The sequence below is a fragment of the Sediminibacillus massiliensis genome (assembly GCF_900156915.1).
GTDB lineage: Bacteria > Bacillota > Bacilli > Bacillales > Amphibacillaceae > Sediminibacillus_A > Sediminibacillus_A massiliensis.
In genome coordinates this window covers 2,545,221-2,567,795 of record NZ_LT732535.1, presented here as the reverse complement: position 1 = coordinate 2,567,795, position 22,575 = coordinate 2,545,221, and the positions used below count along the sequence as shown (strand labels likewise).

At 43.9% G+C, this 22,575-nt stretch carries 21 protein-coding genes; 18 read left to right on the top strand and 3 right to left on the bottom strand.

The annotated features are described in order from the left end of the window. Window positions 1-12 precede the first annotated feature (12 nt). From CZ434_RS13425 to CZ434_RS13370, 12 genes are all read left to right on the top strand, one after another. Window positions 13-951 (top strand): fumarylacetoacetate hydrolase family protein, encoded by a 939-nt coding sequence (locus CZ434_RS13425; protein WP_077623614.1) that lies wholly within the window; start codon window positions 13-15, stop codon window positions 949-951. Between the two features lie 194 nt (window positions 952-1,145). Then, complete coding sequence (locus tag CZ434_RS13420; protein WP_077623613.1) at window positions 1,146-1,922, top strand: formate/nitrite transporter family protein; 777 nt, start codon at window positions 1,146-1,148, stop codon at window positions 1,920-1,922. Between the two features lie 234 nt (window positions 1,923-2,156). Then, window positions 2,157-3,194, top strand: coding sequence for an N-acetyl-gamma-glutamyl-phosphate reductase (argC, locus tag CZ434_RS13415; protein WP_077623612.1), 1,038 nt, complete (start codon window positions 2,157-2,159; stop codon window positions 3,192-3,194). 16 nt (window positions 3,195-3,210) lie between these two features. Continuing rightward, window positions 3,211-4,449: a bifunctional ornithine acetyltransferase/N-acetylglutamate synthase gene (gene argJ, locus CZ434_RS13410; RefSeq protein WP_077623611.1), complete on the top strand. Its 1,239-nt coding sequence runs from the start codon at window positions 3,211-3,213 to the stop codon at window positions 4,447-4,449. 14 nt (window positions 4,450-4,463) lie between these two features. Continuing rightward, a complete protein-coding gene (argB, locus tag CZ434_RS13405; RefSeq protein ID WP_077623610.1) occupies window positions 4,464-5,249 on the top strand; it encodes an acetylglutamate kinase in 786 nt (261 codons plus the stop codon). Between the two features lie 10 nt (window positions 5,250-5,259). Then, entirely contained in the window at window positions 5,260-6,456 is a 1,197-nt protein-coding gene (locus tag CZ434_RS13400) for an acetylornithine transaminase (protein ID WP_077623609.1), read from the top strand. Window positions 6,457-6,556: 100 nt separating this feature from the next. Beyond that, entirely contained in the window at window positions 6,557-7,456 is a 900-nt protein-coding gene (gene purU, locus CZ434_RS13395) for a formyltetrahydrofolate deformylase (protein ID WP_077623608.1), read from the top strand. 47 nt (window positions 7,457-7,503) lie between these two features. After that, on the top strand, window positions 7,504-7,569 hold the full coding sequence (locus tag CZ434_RS22785) for a BBE domain-containing protein (protein WP_077625195.1): 66 nt from the start codon (window positions 7,504-7,506) through the stop codon (window positions 7,567-7,569). Between the two features lie 105 nt (window positions 7,570-7,674). Then, a complete protein-coding gene (locus CZ434_RS13385) occupies window positions 7,675-8,433 on the top strand; it encodes a hypothetical protein (RefSeq protein ID WP_077623607.1) in 759 nt (252 codons plus the stop codon). 129 nt (window positions 8,434-8,562) lie between these two features. Then, the gene (locus CZ434_RS13380) at window positions 8,563-9,561 is read left to right on the top strand and encodes an NADPH:quinone oxidoreductase family protein (protein ID WP_077623606.1); all 999 of its coding nucleotides are present in this window, start codon (window positions 8,563-8,565) and stop codon (window positions 9,559-9,561) included. A gap of 103 nt (window positions 9,562-9,664) precedes the next feature. Next, entirely contained in the window at window positions 9,665-10,018 is a 354-nt protein-coding gene (locus tag CZ434_RS13375; RefSeq protein WP_077623605.1) for a YckD family protein, read from the top strand. A 133-nt stretch (window positions 10,019-10,151) separates the two neighbouring features. Further along, a complete protein-coding gene (locus CZ434_RS13370; protein WP_077623604.1) occupies window positions 10,152-10,889 on the top strand; it encodes an NAD-dependent protein deacylase in 738 nt (245 codons plus the stop codon). 38 nt (window positions 10,890-10,927) lie between these two features. Here the strand turns inward: CZ434_RS13370 and CZ434_RS13365 are convergent, their stop codons facing one another. Then, window positions 10,928-11,329 (bottom strand): secondary thiamine-phosphate synthase enzyme YjbQ, encoded by a 402-nt coding sequence (locus CZ434_RS13365; RefSeq protein ID WP_077623603.1) that lies wholly within the window; start codon window positions 11,327-11,329, stop codon window positions 10,928-10,930. A gap of 38 nt (window positions 11,330-11,367) precedes the next feature. After that, on the bottom strand, window positions 11,368-12,411 hold the full coding sequence (locus CZ434_RS13360) for an oxidoreductase (RefSeq protein WP_077623602.1): 1,044 nt from the start codon (window positions 12,409-12,411) through the stop codon (window positions 11,368-11,370). Window positions 12,412-12,534: 123 nt separating this feature from the next. Here CZ434_RS13360 and CZ434_RS13355 point away from each other — a divergent pair, with 123 nt between their 5' ends. The 4 genes from CZ434_RS13355 (at window position 12,535) to CZ434_RS13340 (ending at window position 17,575) form a co-directional block, all read left to right on the top strand. Further along, a complete protein-coding gene (locus CZ434_RS13355) occupies window positions 12,535-12,915 on the top strand; it encodes a RidA family protein (RefSeq protein ID WP_077623601.1) in 381 nt (126 codons plus the stop codon). Between the two features lie 920 nt (window positions 12,916-13,835). Further along, on the top strand, window positions 13,836-14,750 hold the full coding sequence (locus CZ434_RS13350) for a DUF1002 domain-containing protein (RefSeq protein ID WP_077623600.1): 915 nt from the start codon (window positions 13,836-13,838) through the stop codon (window positions 14,748-14,750). Window positions 14,751-14,891: 141 nt separating this feature from the next. Further along, window positions 14,892-16,196 (top strand): purine/pyrimidine permease, encoded by a 1,305-nt coding sequence (locus CZ434_RS13345; RefSeq protein WP_077623599.1) that lies wholly within the window; start codon window positions 14,892-14,894, stop codon window positions 16,194-16,196. A 71-nt stretch (window positions 16,197-16,267) separates the two neighbouring features. Then, window positions 16,268-17,575, top strand: a complete 1,308-nt coding sequence (locus CZ434_RS13340; RefSeq protein WP_077623598.1) for a lysine N(6)-hydroxylase/L-ornithine N(5)-oxygenase family protein — start codon at window positions 16,268-16,270, stop codon at window positions 17,573-17,575. Between the two features lie 47 nt (window positions 17,576-17,622). Here CZ434_RS13340 and CZ434_RS13335 read toward each other — a convergent pair whose 3' ends face one another. Continuing rightward, on the bottom strand, window positions 17,623-18,813 hold the full coding sequence (locus CZ434_RS13335) for an MFS transporter (RefSeq protein WP_077623597.1): 1,191 nt from the start codon (window positions 18,811-18,813) through the stop codon (window positions 17,623-17,625). 235 nt (window positions 18,814-19,048) lie between these two features. On the opposite strand from CZ434_RS13335, the gene CZ434_RS13330 reads away from it, so the two are divergent. Beyond that, window positions 19,049-20,785, top strand: coding sequence for an ABC transporter ATP-binding protein (locus CZ434_RS13330; RefSeq protein WP_077623596.1), 1,737 nt, complete (start codon window positions 19,049-19,051; stop codon window positions 20,783-20,785). Then, complete coding sequence (locus CZ434_RS13325) at window positions 20,766-22,568, top strand: ABC transporter ATP-binding protein (RefSeq protein ID WP_425442047.1); 1,803 nt, start codon at window positions 20,766-20,768, stop codon at window positions 22,566-22,568. Before CZ434_RS13330 ends, CZ434_RS13325 begins: the two co-directional genes overlap by 20 nt. The last annotated feature ends 7 nt before the right edge of the window (window positions 22,569-22,575 follow it).

The following is a 22,575-nucleotide window of genomic DNA, read 5'->3' as shown; positions in this document are numbered from 1 at the left end:
GGGGAGTTGTGTATGAAGTTAATCAGTTACAAATTACGCGGGAAACCAGGTGATTACAGAATTGGTTCTGTGATTGACGATAGGAGAATCATAGACGTTCAGGACGCTTACCGGCAACTCTTACTCTCCAATCACCAAAAAGATGGGGCGTCGGCAATAGAGCAATTCCTTCCATCCGATCCCGATAAATTCTATTCAATGGGGAAAATTGCGGTGGAAAGAGCCGGAGAAGCACTGGATTTTTGTAAAGATTCTCAAGAGCAATCGTTTATTATCGAGAAAGAAGATACATACATTGGACCGCCTGTACCGAATCCATCCAAAATCATTTGTATCGGTACGAATTACGCCGACCATGTAGCGGAAATGAAGAGTGACATACCGGAATTCCCGGTTCTGTTTGCCAAATTTAACAACGCTTTAATCGGACCAGATGATAACATTCACAAACCATCGGCAACAGAAAAATTAGACTATGAAGTCGAATTGGCAGTAGTAATTGGCCAGGAGGCATCAAGGGTCAAGAAAGAACAAGCACTTCAGTACATTGCCGGCTACAGCATCGGCAATGATACATCCGCCAGGGATTTGCAGAAACGGACTCCACAATGGCTGCAAGGAAAGTCACTGGACAATAGTACACCGGTCGGGCCCTGGCTGGTAACGGCTGATGAAATTCCTGATCCATCCCAGTTGGCAATCCGTTCCTATGTAAATGGCGAGGAGCGGCAGTCATCAAACACGAGCAAATTGATATTTGATATCCCCACCCTGATTGATTTCATTTCACACCTGATCACATTGAAACCAGGCGATATCATTTTAACCGGCACACCGGATGGAGTGGGTTTTGCAATGGACCCTCCTGCATTTTTGAAAGAGGGGGATACAGTCCGAATGGAAATCGAAAAAATAGGTGTCTTGGAAAACAATGTGGTGGAAAGTAAATAAGCTTGTGAAAATCGGGATCAGTACATACGGATCCCGATTTTTGTTTCAACGAAAAAAGGGGTTAACATCCCCTACTGTTTATTTTCGGAGGGTTTGGGGTACGGAATATTAGTTGACCCTAACTTGGTTAATCAATCTCTTTGTGTGCTCACATTTTAACTTATCCATAACTGAGCTTGAAGGAGGAGAAAGAATTGGCTTTCCATCCACCGGATAAAATTGCGGAAGTAGCCGTGGAAAAGGGTGCTCAAAAGGTCCATTTACCACTAGTGAATGTGCTGCTGTTGGGCTTTCTGGCAGGAGCGTACGTGGCCTTCGGTTTCCTGCTGGATATCCGTGTTACAGGGAACATGCCGGAAGAAATATGGGGGTCCTTCAGTACATTTATAGGCGCCGCCGTTTTCCCTGTGGGATTGATATTTGTTCTGGTCGCAGGTGGAGAATTGTTAACAGGGAACATGATGGCAGATGCTGCTGCCGTTTTTGCGGGTAAAGTGAAGGCGGGTCTGCTGGCAAAAAATTGGGTGATCGTCTGCATCAGCAACTTTGTCGGTTCCATTTTTGTTGCCTATTTTTTTGGCCATGTCGTCGGATTGACTGAAACAGGCCTCTTTCTGGACAAGACGGTAGGAGTGGCCCAGGCGAAACTGGATGATACTTTTTTTCAGGCTTTTGTATCTGGGATAGGGGCTAACTGGCTTGTTTGTCTTGCGGTTTGGCTGGCATTCGCTGCACAGAATGTGATGGGGAAAATCCTGGGTATATGGTTCCCGATCATGGCCTTTGTTGCAATCGGTTTCCAGCACGTGGTCGCTAATATGTTCGTCATCCCGGCAGCCATATTCGCAGGACACTTTACATGGTTGGAGTATCTGGAGAATTTTGTTGCCGTTTTTGCAGGAAATGCTGTGGGAGGCGCCATTTTTGTTGCATGGTTTTATTACATGGCATATATAAGAAATGCAGAATAATATGTGACTACAATCGATGGAGAATCATTTCCGGCAAGCTGTTTTGGCAGTCTTAACCTGATAATCGGGAGACTGCCATTTTTTGTCATACATATACTTGTCAAATTCAAACAGACTATAGTGCCTTTCTGGCCTATATTTGTTAAAATATATACAGGAATTAATGATTGTATAAATATTAGTTATAAAGTATAATTATTTACCAACTAACTGAATTTTAGGAGTGAAATAGCTGTGAAAGTAGCTGTCATTGGTGGGACCGGTTATGGAGCGATCGAATTAATCAGATTTATACACAACCATCCATATGTAGAACTCGAAACGATCATCTCCCACTCGCAAAGTGGTGAAACAATAGATTCAGTGTATCCGCATGTTACCGATGTAATTAATCAAACGATGGAATCATTGAATGTGAAGGAGTTATCTTCCAAAATAGAATTAGCCTTTTTTGCAACACCTCCGGGAGTAAGCAAGAAGTTGGCTCCGGAGTTCCTTTCCCACGGAATTAAATGTATCGACTTATCCGGTGACTTCCGTTTGAAGTCTCCGGAAGTATATGAGGAATGGTACCAGCTTCCTGCGGCTGATCAGGAACAGTTGAATCTAGCAACCTATGGATTAAGTGAATTATATGCAAATGAAGTAAAGGATTCCTCCCTGGTCGCGAACCCTGGATGTTATCCGACCGCGACACTGCTCGGATTGCTCCCTGCTGTCAAACAAGGGATCATAGATGCAAAATCAATTGTTATTGACGCAAAATCAGGTGTATCGGGTGCTGGGCGGAGTACTTCTCTTAACACGCATTTCGCGGAAATGAATGATAATTTGAAAGCATATAAGCTTGGCCGGCATAAACATATTCCGGAAATCGAACAAATTATACAGACGGAAAGCGGTTTGAATGCTCCAGTAACGTTCTCTACCCATCTTGTTCCAATGACAAGGGGGATCATGAGCACTATGTATGCAAACCTTATACAAGAAACGACTACACAAGAGATAATTGACTTATATAAAGAGTTTTACAAGGACCATCCTTTTGTCAGGATCAGACCGGAAGGCACTTTTCCGGCCACTAAAGAGGTCTATGGCAGTAATTATTGCGATATAGGCTTCCATGCCGACCAGCGAACTGGGAAATTGACGTTGGTATCGGTAATCGACAATTTGGTCAAAGGAGCATCCGGTCAGGCTATTCAAAATATGAATATATTGAATGGCTGGGACGTGCAGACAGGTTTGAACCATTTACCTGTTTATCCTTAAGGAGGACGATTTAAAGATGGCGGAACAATCAAAACAATTAGTCAGAGATAAAGTCATAATGCTTGCAGACGGCCATGTGACAACACCGGCTGGATTTTCAGCAGGGGGCGTCCATTGTGGCATAAGGAAGAGAAAGCTGGATCTTGGCTGGGTCCGTTCGGAAATACCGGCGACTACTGCCGGGGTCTATACAACCAATACCTTCCAGGCGGCCCCTTTGAAGGTTACTCAGGAGAGCATCTCAAAAGAAAATAAAATCCAGGCGTTGATTGTCAATTCCGGTGTGGCGAATGCATGTACAGGGGAACAAGGCTTGGCCGATGCTTACCAAATGCGGAGATTGGCTGCACAGGCGATGGATGTTTCGGAGGATCATACAGCTGTAGCTTCTACAGGGTTGATCGGGGAACTGCTTCCGATGGAAAAAATAGAATGGGGCATCCAGCAGATCAATCAGGCGGATAACAATGAGGTATCCAGATTCGAAAGCGCCATCCTGACTACCGATACAAGGGAGAAAGGCATTGGTGTTCAAGTCGAGGTGGATGGTAAGACGGTCTCTATCGGCGGTGCTGCAAAAGGATCGGGAATGATCCATCCCAACATGGCAACCATGCTGAGTTTTATTACGACAGATGCCGAAATAGAAGCAGGAGCATTATCCACCCTCTTGAAGGATATCACAAATACATCGTTCAACATGATTACCGTGGATGGTGATACTAGCACAAACGATATGGTATTAGTTATGGCAAACGGACAGGCTGGAAATAACCAGCTGAAACCAGGGCATCCTGATTGGGATGTGTTCAAAGAAGGCCTTACCATGGTCTGTGAGGAACTGGCAAAAGAAATAGCCCGTGACGGAGAAGGAGCTACAAAGCTGGTTGAAGTGCAAGTAAACGGTGCCGTTTCTGAAGAAGCTGCGCGTGCCATTAGCAAATCTGTGATCTCCTCCAACCTGGTTAAAACGGCGATCCATGGTGCGGATGCCAATTGGGGCAGAATCATCACAGCCATCGGATACAGTGGACAACAATTGAACCCGGACAAAGTGAGCATTGCATTAGGTTCGATTCCGGTCGTGGAAAGTGGAATGCCGGTTGTCTTTGATGAAGAACAAGCGAAAGACTACTTATTGGAAGACTCTATCACCATCTATGTAGAAATGGGAGATGGAGACGGAAAGGCTACTGCCTGGGGCTGTGATTTGTCATATGAATATGTGCGCATAAATGCTTCATACAGGACATAGGAGGAGAATTCCATATGAATTATCTTGTCATCAAGTGCGGCGGCAGTGTTTTTGAGGCGCTGCCTTTTTCCTTTTTCGAAGATATCGTCAATCTGCAGAAGAACAGCCCATATCAACCGGTTATCGTACACGGCGGTGGCCCGTTGATAAACTCTTTATTAGAGCGGCTTGAAGTAGAAAGCCCCTTTGTCGACGGGCTTCGTGTGACAAACAGTGAAGTGCTCGACGTAGTGGAGATGGCATTGAGTGGTTCACTGAATAAACAAATTGTCAGGAAACTGCACAAGGCCGGGGGAAATGGGTTCGGGCTGAGCGGCATCGACGGCCAGCTATTAACAGCGGTTCCCGCCGGTGAAAATCATTCGCTTGGTTTTGTCGGCAAGGTTTCCGAGGTGAATTCAGTAATCGTCGATCAAATTGCCGGTCTTGGCTATATTCCTGTCATTTCGCCTTTGGGGATAGACGAACAAGGCCAAACCTATAATATCAATGCAGACATGGCGGCGGCATCTATTGCCCAGGCTTTAAAAGCCAAATTGTGTTTTATCAGCGATATTCCCGGCATCCTTGTCGAAGAACACGGAGAGCAAACAACATTACACCAAGCGACAGCTGAGAAAATAGAAGGGCTGATCGAAGCGGGCATTATAAAGGGCGGTATGATTCCTAAAGTGCGCTCGGCGATAGAAGCTCTCGGTCATGGGGTTCCGGAGGTATCTATTATCAATGGCATGGCCCCGGACAGTTTGACCGAATTTACAAATGGTGAAAAAATCGGTACGAAAATCACTCTGGATTAGGAGGCAACTCATGGATAAAGAAGGTTCATTATCAAAAGCACAAGTTATTATGCCGACATATAACCGGTTTCCGATTACCCTCGTCAAAGGTAAAGGAAGCTATGTATGGGATGACCAAGGAAATAAATACTTAGATTATACGTCAGGAATTGCTACATGCAATTTGGGCCATACCCCTGAGCCTGTCAAACAGCAAGTGCAGGAACAATTAGACAGCCTGTGGCATTGTTCTAATTTATATCATATTCCATCTCAACAGCAACTTGCGGAGAAACTCGTCGAAAACAGCTGCGGAGACCAAGTGTTTTTCTGCAACAGCGGTGCGGAAGCCAATGAAGCTGCGATAAAGCTTGCCAGAAGATATGCACAAGAGGTAAAAGGTACCAATGCCTCAGAAGTCGTTACTTTTACCAACTCTTTTCATGGAAGAACTTTGGCTACGCTTGCAGCCACAGGCCAGGAGAAAATCCAGAAGGGTTTTGCACCCTTGACACCGGGATTCCGGTATTTACCATATAATGATCCTTCTGTTTTATCGACGGTCGTTTCAGAGCAGACTTGCGCCGTCTTGTTGGAGCTTGTTCAAGGAGAAGGCGGAGTTATTCCTGTCGATCAGGAATGGCTGAACCAACTATCGGAAATCTGCAAACAGAACGACATATTGTTAATGGTGGATGAAATACAGACTGGCATGGGCAGAACAGGCACATTGTTTGCCTATCAGCAATATGGGATAGAACCGGATGTCATCAGCCTGGCAAAAGGATTGGGCAGCGGGATTCCAATTGGTGCAATTATTGCAAAGGAAGAAGCCGCCAAGGCGTTCACACCCGGTTCCCACGGCAGCACCTTCGGAGGCAATCCACTAGCGACTACAGCCGGACTGGCTACGATCACGGAGCTTGTGGAAACAGATGTTATTTCGGAGTCTGCTATATTGAGCGATTATTTAGTTGAACAAATGCGTCAATTACAGGCTAATCATTCTTCGATCAAGGATATCAGAGGAAGGGGAATGCTCCTGGGTATTGTAGTGGAAGGAAATGCGATCGATTATGTTCACAAAGCAAGGGAACATAATTTATTGATTCTGGTCGCAGGTCCACAAGTAATCAGAGTGCTCCCACCGTTAACGACTGACCGTCAGGAAGTGGAAGAGTTCACTGCCATCATGGCAAAAGTCTTTGAAGAGATAGAAGAAGTATGACATTGCTTCCGGTCTGCATTGATTGGACGTAAATTTTGAAGTAGACTGGAAAAAGTATGGTCGATGAAGTTTAATTTATGATATATGAAGAGGTAGTAAAATGAAAAAGTTTATCAAGGAAAAGTTGGAAGACTTCCAACAACAGCATGAAAACCGGGCAAGGCTGCTTATTCATTGTCCGGACCGGCCTGGAATTGTTGCTACTGTATCGGAATTCCTGTTCAGGCACGAAGCAAATATTATCGAGTCCAGTCAGTACACCACCAATCCAGAAGGTGGCGAATTCTTCATGAGAATTGAGTTTGAATCGCCGCATATAGATTCTTCAAAAGCCCAGTTAGAACAAGCATTTGAACAAATTGCCGAAAAGTTTCAGATGGATTGGCGGATTACTCGCGTCTTCGACATAAAAAAGATGGCGATTTTTGTCTCGAAAGAATTACATTGTCTACGAGAGCTTCTCTGGGAATGGCAAACTGGTGATTTGATGGCAGACATTTCCCTAGTTATCAGCAATCATGAGGATTCCAGGGAAATTGTCGAATCTCTTGGTATTCCTTTCTATTACATTCCTGCAAATAAGGAAATTCGTAAACAAGTTGAACAAAAACAATTGCAGCTTGTTGAGGAGCATGATATCGACTTCATCGTATTGGCGCGCTATATGCAAATATTGACTCCCGATTTCGTGGCAGCCCATAAAAACCGAATTATTAACATCCATCATTCGTTTCTGCCTGCCTTTGTCGGAGCCAAGCCATATGAACGCGCTTATGAACGAGGGGTCAAGTTGATTGGCGCCACTTCTCATTTTGTTACCGATGACTTGGATGAGGGACCTATTATTGAACAGGACATCAGTAGAGTAGACCATCGCGATAACAGTGAGGATATGAAGAAGATCGGGCAATCTATTGAAAGAAGTGTCTTGGCAAGAGCGGTCAAGTGGCAGTTGGATGACAGAATTATTGTCCATAAGAACAAGACCATCGTATTTTAAGATACGATGGTCTTGTTTTGTGAAGTACCTATGCGTACTATTCAAGGTTGCTTGAAATAAAGAAAAAGTATGACCCTCAAAACGTATTCAGACACAACCATAATATCAACTAATAAAACCAGGATCCGGGATTTACCCGGGTTCTGGTTTTACTAATTTGTGAGTTCAGGGCACATTTTCCATCGTTCGTGAATAGGTTAGTTGTGGGCGGTGGTATCATGAAAAGAGGTTTTGAAGTCAAACAGGATAAAGAGAAACTTACCATTATACCTACACATGACATGGAGGAGCATTTTTACAATGTTTTTCTTGATGAGCATCTAGTTGCTATTCATATGATTGGAAGGTATTTTTTCATAGATATTTCCTGGCTTAAGGAAGGCAGCCATCATTTGGTGATTGTTGCATCACGTAAAGACACCGGAACTCCGGCTTTTGCTGAACAATATCTGTTCCATGTAATGGGTTTACACCGGGATCGGGATTTCCAGCCTGGTGATATATTAGTAGCGAGTGATAACCTGGATATGACAAAGACGGGGTATGTAGGGCATTCAGCACTAGTCGTAGAAGGCGGAAAAGTCATTGAATCTCCGGGGCTTTCTCCTGCTATAAGGAAAGACACAATCGACCAATTCCTAAGGAAACACCCTGAACATGCCCAGTTTCGGCCGAAATCAGCTCAAATGGGACATAATGCAGTAGTTTATGCGGAAGCATATCTTTCCGAGTTCAAGGAGAAAGGGGAAGAAGCACCTGTATTTTCTTTCAGCTTGTCGTCTTCTTTAGACGACCCTTGGGAATATATTTACTGCTCTAAACTAATTTGGTTAAGTTATTATCACGGTGCAGGGTATGAAATGAAAAATGATTTTCTTTGGTTTTCCCCGGAAGACTTATATAAAAACTTAAGCAGTAATGGCGACTTCGAGCTCATTTACGAGCATCCTAATGTAAAGTTCATTCTCAATACGTAGCCAAACCGGCTGCGTATTATTTTGAGCGTTTATTCTGATAGGATAGAATGAGGATGTATGTTACGACTACCTGAAAAATGGGAAACAGAAACAAGATAAATGACTACTAACTGGAAAGGAGCGCTGAAAATGGCAGAATCATTTCGCGCATTTGTCGTCAATCAATCGGAAGAAGGTTTTTCGGCGAAACTGGACAAGCTCACCAAAGAGGAATTGCCTCAGGAGGGAGTCTTGATCAAAGTTCATTACTCCAGTGTCAATTTCAAAGATGGTATGGCAAGTACACCAGACAATAAAATCGTCCAGTCGTATCCAATGGTGCCTGGTATCGACTTGGCCGGAGAAGTAGTGGAATCAGATGATAATCGTTACAAACCTGGAGACCAAGTCATCGCTACCAGTTATGACATTGGGACAGACCATTTCGGAGGATATAGTGAATATGCCCGTATTCCCGGTGAATGGATTGTGCCTCTTCCCGACGGATTGACTCTAAAAGAAGCAATGGTCCTTGGTACAGCCGGATTTACTGCAGCATTATCTATTCAACAATTAGAGGAAGCAGGGCTAGCTCCGGAAAAAGGGAAAGTACTTGTAACAGGCGCAACCGGAGGGGTCGGCAGTACAGCCATTTCTATGTTGAAAAAACGTGGATACCATGTAGTTGCAAGCACGGGTAAAGAAAGCTCCCATGACTATTTACGGCAAATAGGTGCTGATGAAATTATTTCCCGAGAAAAAGTCTATGATGGAAAAATCCGACCGCTTGATAAACAACAATGGGCCGGAGCAGTGGATCCAGTCGGTGGTGAACAGCTGGCTGCTTTACTAACCAAACTCAGCTATGGAGGCGGTGCTGCTGTAAGTGGTTTGACAGGCGGGACAGATGTGCCGACCGTTGTATTTCCATTCATCACGAGAAATATAAAGCTGTTAGGTGTCGACTCTGTCCATTGCCCGATGGAAATAAGGGCAAAGGTATGGGAACGACTTGCAGACGATCTTAAACCGGACGGCTTGACTGAACATATTCAAAAAGAAATTTCACTCGATGAATTACCAGATGCTTTGAACACAATTATAGAAGGACAAGCCCAAGGCCGGATGGTCGTTAATTTGCAAAAGTAATCACCTTTATCTGCATGATGTCATTCATGCAGATTTTTTTTGTATATTTTCCAAATTCAAGGCAAAAAGTAAAATAACTTTCAGTAGAAAAGGAGCAGTCAAAATGAAGAATAAATGGATTATATCGGTTGTGTTTGCCTTGTTTTTGACTTTGATTGGTATAAGCGGCACTCAGATTCAAGCAGAAGAGGAGTCCGGCCGTGACAACGAGAAAGTCGAACTGACAGAGGCCCAGAAAAAAGAAATGGCCATTCTCTATCAAGATTTAATGGATAAGCGTAAAGGGATCATCAATAAATATCTCGAATATGGAGTGATTGATGAGGAGGACGCTAAGAAAATGACAGAGCACATGGATGCCCATTACAAAAAGATGGAAGAGAGCGGGTTCCAAATGCATTGGGGAAAGCATAAAAACAGACACATGGAAAAACCACCAGTAAAGTTTCCACATTAAGTAATGATTTTGTACCCCTTTATTTTACAACCGGCCTCGTTCAGTTATAAGATGATGCCATAGAAAGGGAAACAGCCAAATCAGGAATGATTGTGCGGGTTTCCCCGGGATAAAAGGAAAAGGGGTCTTTTGATTGGAATTAATAAACAAACTTGCTAAAGAAATAGCCAAAGCTGACTCAATCACCGTGTTGACAGGAGCCGGTGTCTCTACTTCCAGCGGGATACCGGATTTCCGGTCTGCAAATGGCATCTGGACGGGTAACCACAGTCGGGAGTATTACATGTCCAGGCGGTATTTCTTAGAAGATCCGGTAGACTTTTGGGTTAAATATAAGGAAATTTTCCGGTTGAAGCTGCTGAAAGATTATGGGCCCAATCATGTCCATTATTTCTTGAAGAATCTGGAGGATTCGGGAAAGAAAGTTTCCATCGTTACCCAAAACGTTGATGGACTGCATAGTATGGCGGGTAATCACCATGTCATCGAATACCATGGAAATCTGAATACAGCTACATGCCCTGTGTGCGGAAGTGAATACAACTTGGAGTATGTCATGGAAAATGATACACCAGTCTGTGAAAAACGCGGTTGCGGGGATATTTTGAAGCCGGATATTGTGTTGTTCGGAGATCCGATTATGGGACATGAACAAGCGGAAGCGGCTATAAACGATTCGGATTTGTTGTTGGTGCTGGGTACGTCTTTATTGGTATCGCCGTTTAATATGCTTCCAAACTATGCCAGCATGGCGTTGGATATGCCGCTGGGAATTGTCAATCGCGAACCTACCCCAATGGATGCTTTATTTGATTACGTCATCCATGATGATTTGGTAGATACGGTCCGTAAAATCGAGACACAGATGTAAGGGCTGCCGGGTATGACCCGCAGCCCTTAGTTTGTAGATTACCCTTGAATAATCTTGGCCTGGAATTTTCTGTTTCGGGGACCGTCGAATTCACAGAAGTTCACTCCCTGCCATGTCCCGAGCGCGAGTCTTCCGTCCATAATAATTAATGTCTGAGCATGGCCGACCGTGCTCGTTTTTAAATGGGAAGCAGTATTCCCTTCACCATGCCTGTCTTTGGGGTGTTCCCAAGGATAAATTTCATCCAGCCGCATCAAGAAGTCTGTTTTGACATCAGGATCAGCATTTTCGTTCACAGTGATTCCTGCTGTTGTATGAAGGGAGGATACAACCAATAAGCCATCCTTCACGTTTTGTTCCCTAATCCAGTCTTCCAGTTCATGGGTAATATCGATCATCTCTGAATGGTGATGGGTTTTCACTTGAAAAGTCTTATTCATGTAATTCCTTCCTTTCTAGTCAATTATCCGAATTTGCATTAATACAAACGGACTACACCCTTTTGTTTACTGCTTTTGACGGCAGTTTCGATGATTCTTATTGTCGCAAGGCCTTCCTCGGCAGGTACTGGGTTTTGCCCTTGTCCACGGAGGCAGTTATATATCCCTTCATAATAGGACGGGTAGGAACCCGGTACGGTTTTCACTTTTTTTTCGAAGGGTTGTCCACCTTCATTGACATAAAGTGTGCCATGCCATTCCGGCTTGTCTGCCCCCCAATTTTCGCCAACAGGGGATTTGCCATCCATTAAATCTTCCGCTTGTCTGTCTTCTCCGTATTTAATAAAGCTGCCTTTGCTTCCGTGCAGTAAATATTTAGGACCTTGCTGTTTGACGATAGAGCCAGAATGGAGGATTACCCGCATCCGTTGGTAACCAAGAATCAAATGGAAATAATCATCCACAACGGAAGCTTCCCGTTGGTTCCATAAATCACAAAACACTTCCTGCGGCTCTCCGAACAAATGCAATGCCTGATCGATCAAATGAGAGCCAAGGTCGTATAGTGTGCCCGCGCCTTTTTCTTTTCTTTCCCGCCAAAGCTGGTTGGGTTTAGGATTGAAACGATCATAATGGGCGATAAACGTATTCATTGTGCCGAGTGATTCATTTTTGATGAGTTCTTTTATAGTCAGGAAATCATTATCCCATCTCCTGTTTTGATAGACGCTCAGCATCAGCTTTTTCTCTTTAGCCAGCTGAATCAGTTCTTCCCCTTGTTTCGAATCGAGAACCATCGGTTTTTCCAAAATGACATTTTTGCCTGCGAGCAAGCTTCGTTTAGCCATGTCATAATGATATCTGTTCGGTGTCGTAATGATGATTAGTTCGATTTCCCGGTCGTTCAGAACGTCTTCCAATTCCTCTGTGACTTCGACAGCGCCAACTTCTTCGAAAACTTTATCTCGCTTGGAACTGACGACCTTTTTGATTTCAAATTGGTCTAAGGCCTTTAAAATCGGCGCGTGGAAAACAGCGCCAGAAAACCCATAACCGATAAGGCCGACCTTTACCTTGTTCATTGACAGTTCCCTCCTTTTACCACTTCTCGCTTATATTGTATCATGGGAGATTTTTGCAAGCTTATGATATGGTTGAATTTATGGTAGACTAACAGAAAAGTACATAAAACAGGAGGTCTTATCATGGTAAGAAAAGAAATCCAAACTCGACAAGCTCCTCAAGCAATTGGGCCATATTCACAAGCAATAGAAGCTGGAGGATTTGTCTATGTTTCCGGTCAGATTCCGATTGATCCTGCTACAGGAAACGTTGTAGAAGGAATAGAGCAGCAGACGCATCAGGTCATGAATAATCTACAGGCAGTACTTGAGGCGGCTGAGCTGAGTTTCGCGAATGTAGTGAAATTTACGATTTATATCACTTCCATGGATGACTTCGCGAAGGTGAACGAGGTTTATGCAGGATACCTCGAACAACCCTATCCAGCACGGGCCACTGTAGAAGTGAGCAGACTTCCAAAAGGAGTCGCCATCGAAATGGATGTCGTAGCAGTAAAAGGTTAATACTAGAAAAAGGATGGCAAATGCTGTCCTTTTTTATTGGCACTCTTTTCTCATCCTTTATTAGGGCAGCCACAACCCGACTATCCTTAGCTTTACAGTTGAGGCAAACTGCGACACAACTCTCAGTGTGACTTCCTACCATCCTTTTCGGATTAAGTGGTAGACCAGCGCTGCGGAAAAAATACTCCCTTTCCGGGGGCAGCACCTCAGCCTCCTTGAAAATACAATTCGATTTTCTGCGTGCGATGTTTCGCTGCCGAAGCGTTTCTTGGGCCTGCGATTACTCGGCCCACCGAAAACCTTTGTCCTCTTGAGCAAAAAACGCTCACTGCGGGGTCTTCGGAAGCTGCTCTTCCCCCAGGACTTTGAAAAGACATCCATGAAATTACACCGCACGCAGAAAATCGAACTTTATTTTCAAGGAGTGTCGCATTTTTCCTCCGCTTTGGATAGATATCTGATCAAGTGATAAGTGGTTCTAAGTCATGTCTAACATGGGCTATATTCTTAACAAAAATTCAGAAAGCCTCTAACAGCGAAGGCAGAACACGCAGACTCCTGCAGGAACAGCGAAAGGTCTTCGATGGGGCGAGTAATCGCAGTCCCACGTGTCCGAAGATCCCGGAAGAAGCGCGCTCTTTGCTTCTGAGGATGCTGAGGCCGTGCCCGCGGAAAGCGAAGTGTTCTGCCGCAGCGGTTGTATAGCACTCGACATCATCAGGATAAATTTATGGCGCAGTTTATGGAAATAATGTGATAGCAGGTCATATTTGCAGTCTTTATAAAAAGCCTTTTTGGAAATTTTTCTTTCCATATTCACCAAAAAAACGCATAATATAGACGTGGACCATTCATGTGGGATGAAGTGAGGTCTTGTCCCTTGGTGGACGAAGAATCAATAACAAAGGAGATCAATCGTTATGATCAAACGGCTTTTACATGTATCGATCGTTTTGTTGCTAATGGTAGGATTTGCCTCTTATTCAGCGGGAACTGTCTCTGCCAGCAGTGGAAACAGCACTGAATCAATCAATGAAAAATTCGGGTTGCCAAGAGTTGTTTATGGTGAAACACTGACAGAAGCACAAAAAGAAGAAGTAAGAAGGCTGTTAGGCGTAGAGGACCCTGAAATGGTTGATGAATATACAATCACATCAGAAGACCTTGTTAATTATATCGGCGGTGATGCTGGTGCACGCATGTTTTCTTCTGCTAAGATCACTCGTGAAGAAAAAGGACATGGCCTAGTGATCAACATCGTCAATTCGGAGAATATAACAGAAGTAACCAATGAAATGTATGCTAATGCCCTTATCACAGCAGGAGTGGAAGATGCTACCGTCGAAGTGGCTTCGCCGGTAACCGTAAGTGGACATTCCGCTCTGACAGGTATATACAAAGCATTTAATGTAGAAGGGGAATCTCTGGATAAAGACAGGATGGAAGTGGCCAATGAAGAACTGAGTGTTGCCACAGATCTGGCAGATAACGAAGGAATAGACCAAGAGAAGGTCAGCGAGCTGCTTGCGGAAATTAAACAACAGATCGCAGAACAAAACCCTGTCACAAGAGAAGAAGTAGAGCAAATTGTCCAGGAACAGCTTGATCAGCTAAATATCCAGCTAAGCGAAGAAGACAAAGCAATGCTTACTGATTTGTTCGATAAAATGCGAAATTTGAATATCGATTTCGATAATGTTGCCAGCCAACTGGATGACCTTGCTAACGATATCAGAAGTAAATTGGAAGAAGTTGCAGGCAACGAAGGATTCTGGCAAAAAGTATCCGACTTTTTCGATAAACTCATCGAAAATCTAAGAGGTTTGTTTAGCTAAATAGTATGATTACCAGAGCCGCTATAATAGACGATAGCGGCTTTTTCCTATTATGATAGTAATAGGACATCGAGGGACATTTTCGGAGTGCCGCAAAATATTCCAAGAAATAACAAGATAGTGGTTGTAGGAGCGAATGTAATGAAACAAGCAGTAGCAATTTCAAAAGATAGTCTGGAGACTTTACAATGGTTTATTTTTTTACTGGCTAGTTCTGTAGCATTGCCGATCGTAATCGGTTCTTTATTTGACATGGATTTCAATCAGTTGGCAGGACTGATGCAACGAACCTTCTTTGTCGTCGGGATTGCTTCTTTGCTTCAATCTGTCATCGGGCACCGCCTCCCGATTATGGAAGGGCCGGCCGGATTGTGGATCAGTATTTTCTCAGTGATGGCCGTGACGGGCAGTCAGCAGGGGTTGTCCTCTATGGAAACACTGCAAACGATAGAAACCGCCATGTTGTTTACGGGTATATTTCTATTACTGTTCGGTGTTTTTAAGTTTGCGGAAAAATTATTGCCATTGTTTACACCACTGGCGACAGGGTCGTTTCTATTCTTATTGACTGTCCAGCTTAGTGGTACATTCCTGGAAGGCATGCTTGGCATACAACAAAAAGTGGAAGCTATCCATGGTACGGAAGCACTCTTGGCTTTCCTTACCTTTTTTATTGTGCTCGGATTGTCTTTGTTTGCCAAAGGCTGGCTCGGAAGCTATGCAGTCTTGATTGGAATCGGAATCGGCTGGATTTCCTATGTCTTGCTGGTGGGACCTGGAGCGGCTGACAAGGAAGCTGTATCATTATTTGCCCTTCCTGAAGTATTCAGTTGGGGACCGCCACGCCTGGATTGGGGTGTTCTCCCGATCTCTTTCATAACGGCGGTCATTTTATTATCAAATATAGTGGCCTCTGTCGTTGCAGCCAGTCAATCGATCTCGGGAAAAGCTTCTTACTCCGCCAGACAAATTAATAGGGGAAGCAGCATGCTGGGGATCAACCATGGTGCTGCCGGTTTGTTTTCGGCAATCGCCAATGTTCCGTTAGCCACTTCTGCTGGTTTCATCAAAATGACAGGACAGAAGCGAAGGAAGCCGTTCGTTTATGCTTCTATCTTGCTTATCTTCATTTCTTTGTTTCCGCCCGTGGTGGCCTTGCTATCGGCAATTCCTGCGCCCATAGCCAATGCAGCCATTCTGGCTACCTTTGTGCAGTTGATGGGGCTTGGTTTGAGTAATATTGCCAGTGAGAAATTGGATAACCGCAGGCTGACGATCATTGCCGTTTCCTTTTTATTCGGAATTGGAATCATGTTCTTGCCGCTGGAAGTTTTTGAAGAACTACCGGCACTTGCCCAGAACCTGGCAAGCAATGGATTGCTGGTAGGGACTGTTCTGGTTATTGTGATGGAACAATTATGGAAAGATAAGGAAAACGGTGCTTAATGATAGGCGATAAAGGGAATACTTCATAACCATGTAGAAAGGCATTGCAAGTGAAGGATGTGTTCGAGTTAATGAAAAAAGTTTATGACTTAATCGGGATTGGTATCGGTCCGTATAACATGGGGCTTGCTGCATTATTGGAAAAAACGAAAATCGATAGCATATTTTTCGATAAAACGGAAAAATTCGAGTGGCATCCGGGCATGCTGATAGAGGGAACGAGCCTGCAGGTTCCCTTTTTGGCCGATCTTGTTTCTTTTGCTGATCCCACCAGCAGGTATACTTATTTAAACTACCTCCATGAACAAAACAGATTGTACCAATTTTATTTCTTCAAGAAGTTCGAAGTGCCCAGAGAGGAATACAATGACTACCTTCAATGGGCTGCTGCCAAGATGGATAACCTCCATTTTGGTTATTCCGTGATAGATGTCCTCGACCATTCTGAGTCAGAGGAACCTTTGTTTGAAGTAGTAACAGAAGATGTAAAAACGGGAAAACAAGTACATTATCTGGCAAAGAATATCGTCATGGGAACCGGAAGCGAGCCCGTGATTCCTAAAGGTATGGGAGGCCACCCATCGAAAGATGTCATTCATACGAGCCGTTACATGTATGAAAAACACAGCCTTTTAGACTCCGATGTGGTAACTGTGGTCGGTTCCGGTCAAAGTGCCGCAGAAGTGTTCCTTGATCTGTTGAACGAACAGGATAAGCACAGCTTTGAACTGACATTGCTGACAAGGTCGGCCGGACTGTTCCAGCTCGATGAAGCGAAACTGGGACAAGAATACTTTTCTCCTGACTATGTCGACTATTATCATTCCCTGCCGTTTGAGCAGCGAATAAATGCGCTTGATACATTGGGGAATTTGCGGAAAGGAATAGATCCGGACACGTTGACTGCAATTTACGACAAGCTTTATTACAAATCAGCCGGTGGACGGAAGCTTGATATAACGATTCAGCCGCTGACCTCGGTTGAATCTGTGAAGAGTTATGGTGGGAAGTACGTACTGGAATGCAATCAGTGGCAGGAGGAACATAGCTTCGAACATACCACTGACAAAGTCATATTGGCGACTGGTTACAAACCGCATTTGCCTGAATGGTTCATGGATCGTTTTGCCGGCAAAATTGAATGGGAAAAAGACAAATTATTCAAAGTTACACGAGATTATCAGCTGTCATTTAAGGAAGAGCGCAAGCATAAGTTCTTTACGCTGACAAATCTGGAACACACCCATGGTGCAGGAGCGACAAATCTGGGTCTTTCCGTACAGCGCAATATCCATATCGTCAACTTGCTTGCAAATGAACAGGTATACGCAAACAAACGCAACACAATTTTTCAGCAGTTCTCTGTAAGAGAAAAATAAAATAAAGGCCGCCGGCAATTGCCGGCGGTTTTTTGTATGGATGTCATTCAGCGTCCGACGGAATGGCTGTGGTGCCGAAGCAGCCCCGGATGTTTGTATAGAGAACCGAGCAGAATCACACCGCTTAATATCAATAATCCGCTCGTGACAAAGAAAACAGATGAAAAGCCGAAATACCCGGAAAGCATGCCGCCCATTGCAGGACCAATCATGTTCCCGAAAAAGCGGATACTCGTGTTATACCCAAGTACTTCTCCTTGCATGGATAATGGTGCTTCCTGCCGGATATATGCGATACGGACAGGGATGATGCCGCCGATTGCGACTCCGAGGAAGAAGCGGAGTATAACCAACTGCCAGATGTTCGTGACAAATGCTCCCGGAAAATAAACAATTCCGGCCATGAATAGCAAGAGAACCAATATTTTTAGATAACCAACCTTGTCTCCGATTTTCCCCCAATTTCTGGCCATAAGGAGATTTCCAAGCCCGGCAGCGGAAAAGGCAATCCCCGAGAAAAAGGCAAGGTTCACCGGTCCATGCAATTCACCAACATATAGGGACAAAATTGGCTGGATGCTGAAATGGGCGATTTGGACAAACATGGAGATCAGCATCACATTCAGCAATAATGGATGTTTCCCTATATGCAACAGCACTTCTTTGCTGGAATAATTGGTTTTTGTCTCTTTAGAAGAAATAGACTGTTCCTTGATTCCGAACAGGACGAGCAAGGCGGAAAGGAGCAAGGCGAATGAAATACTTTTAAAAGTAGTCGCATAACCTAAAGCATCAGCCATTGCTCCACCGATTAACGGGCCCATCAGGCTACCGGTAATACTTCCAGTTTGAAGCGTTCCAAGCACGCGGCCGGCGATATGCTTCGGTGTTTGAGTGGAAATCAACGCCTGAGACATTGAAATGAACCCGGTGAACACACCCATAAACAGCCTGAGCAAGAACAGCTGCCATACCGAAGTGACAAAGCCCATCAAGAATACCGACAGTCCTAAACCGAGTGCAGAAATGACCAGAATCGGCTTTCGACCATATTTATCTCCGATCCTTCCCCAAATTGGTGAAAAAATAAACGCGGCCACAAAGGTGATTCCGAATGTCCACCCAGACCATTTTTGAACATACGAATCAGAGAAGTTTCCCAATGTTTCAATATATAAAGATATAAACGGCAATACCATAGTGATACTTCCCGCGATGAAAAAATTGGCGAACCACATGATACGCAGGTTTTTCTTTGCGGTTTTCTCCTGGTCGGTGATAATAAATCACTTCTTTCCAAATTATTTCGTAACACTAAATAAGTATTCTATCGAATATAGAGCAAGATTGAAAGGGATTTGCAACTTGAGAAAAGAAGGTAATTAAATCCGCCATGTCGAATTTGATTAGGATATGCAGTGATCAGGATTCTTGCTGTCTTTACTACATAGCTAATACCCGGAGGAGTTAGAAATGAAGACTATTTTTTCTTATGCGTCTGCTTACCGAAAAGCAGTAACCATTGCTTTAATATTGATGGTAGTAGAATTAATCGTAGAACTAGTTCAACCAATTATTATGGCGGTTATCATCGATGAAGGAATAATGAAGAGGGACTTCGGAACAATTGTCTTATGGGGTGGTGTGCTGCTTGGATTGACCATTCTTGCTTTTGCGGCCGGAATCATCAATTCATTTTATGCCTCGGAGGCAAGTCAGGGCGCTGGATTCGACTTGCGAAAAGACCTTTTCGAAAAAGCACAGGCTTTTTCGGCGCAACAGATAGAACGGTTCGCCTCCTCGTCTCTTATTACCAGAATGACCAATGATGTTACACAGGTGCAGGCATTCATCTTCATGAGCCTCAGAATTATGCTTAGAGCACCTTTATTTATTATCGGGGGCCTGATTATGGCATTCACCGTCCATGTCGAACTGGCACTCATCTTATTAGCCACGGTCCCTTTTTTATTAATATTTATGCTCTGGTTAATGACGAAAGGCGTTCAATTGTTCAGGCAGGTCCAGATAAAAATCGACAAAATCAACTCGATTATTCAAGAAAACCTGCTGGGCATGCGGTTGATAAAGTCCTTTGACAGAGGTGACCATGAAGGGGCACGGTTTCAAACCGAGAATAACTCGCTAATGGATAAGAACAAAAAAGCGCTGCAAGTAATGGAAGCGACGATGCCAGTCATGATGCTGGGGATGAACCTGGGAATTATTGCAATACTCGCCTTTGGGGCGGTGGAATTGGACAATGGTACGGCCCAGGCAGGGGAAGTTGTTGCGATTATAAACTATGCCACAAGAATGCTTGGTTCTTTTGGCGTTTTTTCCTTCTTACTTATGAACTTTTCAAGAGGCAGAGCTTCTGCAGATCGTATATCGGAGGTGCTCTCGGCTCAAGCTTCGGAACCGGTGGGGGTTCAACAGGGGAATGATATGAAAATCAGGGGAAAGATAGAATTTAATCAGGTCACTTTTCATTATCCGGGAGTGAACCAACCAGCCTTGAAAGATGTATCTTTCATTGCCGGGGAAGGTTCAGTTGTCGGGATCATCGGGGAAACGGGATCTGGGAAAACCTCTCTAGTCCAGTTGTTGCTCCGTTTATATGATCCGACAAGCGGAGCTATTTTGCTGGATGGGAGAAACATCAAAGAGATGGATCTGAACTCTCTCCGTGCCCAAATCGGGTTGGCGACACAGGAAGCTCATATTTTTACAGGATCAATAAAAGAAAACCTTTTGTGGGGGAACAGGAAGGCATCCACGGAAGATATCATGGATGCTGCCAAGGATGCGTGTATTCATGACTTTATCATGAGTCTGCCGGAAAAATATGAAACAATTGTCGGACAAAGGGGAATTAACTTGTCCGGTGGTCAGAAGCAGCGCCTTTCTTTAGCCAGGGTGCTAGTCAAAAATCCGAAAATATTAATCATGGATGACAGTACCAGTGCCCTTGATGCCAAAACGGAAGCTAACGTCCTCCGTGCGTTGGAGAAAAGGGATTGCTCTATGTTGATTATTGCCCAGAAGATGACATCCGTCCGAAATGCCGATCAGATTCTCCTGATGAAAAACGGCGGGCTTTCGGCAGCGGGAAATCATCAACAATTAATGGACACTAGTAAACTATATGCGGAAATGAATCGTTCGCAAGTAAAGGAGAAGATAAGCAATGTCTCCCAACACCAATAATACGAATTCGCTGCCGATGAAGCGAAACCGGCATAATCGCGGCGTGAAGATGAAAAAGCCGACTATTTCAAACATGAAAGAAACGTTATACAGAATATGGATTTTAATGGCGGCCAAAAAGGTACTGTTGATTTTCGTATTGATTATGGTTTTCCTCAGTTCTGCATTGTCTCTGCTCGGCCCCTACTTGCTGGGGGTGACAGTCGATAAACTTATCGAAGACTTTGCTTATCAACAGTTAGCGACGATGCTATTGCTGTTGGGAGTTGTCTTTGTCATTCAGTCTGCAGCTGTCTGGTTTCAAAACTATTGGATGATTTCTATCGCACAGCAAACCGTCTTCACGTTGAGAAACAACTTATTTTCCCATCTGCAGCGACTGCCATTGTCCTTCTTTCAAAAACGGCAGACAGGAGAATTGATGAGCCGTTTGACAAACGATATCGAGAATGTCAGCAGAACGTTGAATTCTTCCGTCATTCAGCTGGCGACAAGTATATTGACACTAACCGGAACGATTATCATGATGTTACTTTTAAGTCCTTTGCTGACTTTGCTGACAATGTTGATTGTACCGTTGATGTTTTTAGGAATGAACTGGATTACAAACAGGACAGGCCGGTTCTTCAAGCAACAGCAATTTCATCTTGGTGATGTAAATGGATATGTTGAAGAAACTTTGTCCGGCCATGAAACGATCAAGATATTTTCCCAGGAAAAGCAGGTTATCGACTCCTTTCATGAAAAGAATACCATGCTGAGGGATGTAGGCTACTGGGCGCAGACTTATTCAGGGTTTATTCCTAAACTAATGAACTCTTTAAATAATGTCAGTTTTACCATTATTGTCGGTGCCGGAGGATTACTGGCTCTCAACGGAATGGTTTCGATCGGGATAATCGTCACCTTCACTACCTATGCGAGACAGTTTACAAGACCTTTGAACGATCTTGCCAATCAATATAATGTCGTGCTGTCTGCCGTCGCCGGTGCGGAACGTGTATTTGAAGTTATGGATGAAAAAGAGGAAAGGGATCATTCGGGTAATGAAGATTTGGAAAAACTGAAGGGAGATGTCGAGTTTAATTCTGTTTCCTTTTCTTATGAAGAAGACCAGCAGACTTTAAACAATATCGATTTTCACGCATATCCAGGCCAGACAATTGCACTTGTCGGCCCGACTGGTGCAGGCAAAACGACTATTATTTCTTTACTATCTCGTTTTTACGATGTGGAAGATGGAAAAATTCTTCTGGACGGAAAAAATATTAACCTTATAAAAAGGAGTTCCTTAAGGAAACATATAGGTGTCGTCTTACAAGATACATATCTATTTGAAACCTCTGTAAAAGAGAATATCAGGTATGGGAAACTAACTGCCTCAGACAATGAAGTCGTTCAGGCAGCAAAGCACGCCAATGCTCATGATTTCATTATGAAACTTCCTGATGGATATGAAACAATTCTTCACGCGGATGGAAGGGGGATAAGCCATGGGCAGAGGCAGCTTTTGTCCATTGCGAGAGTCATGCTGGCTGATCCTTCATTACTTATATTGGATGAAGCGACAAGCAGCATAGACACTATTACCGAAATGAAAATCAATGATGCCCTGCAGAAGTTGATGAAAGGAAGAACCAGTTTTGTTATTGCCCACAGATTAAATACTGTCGAGAAGGCCGACAATATTCTCGTACTCCAGCAAGGGGAAATTATCGAACAGGGGAATCATGAAGAATTATTGAAAAAACAGGGCTATTATTATCATTTGCAGCATGCTTAGCAAACAG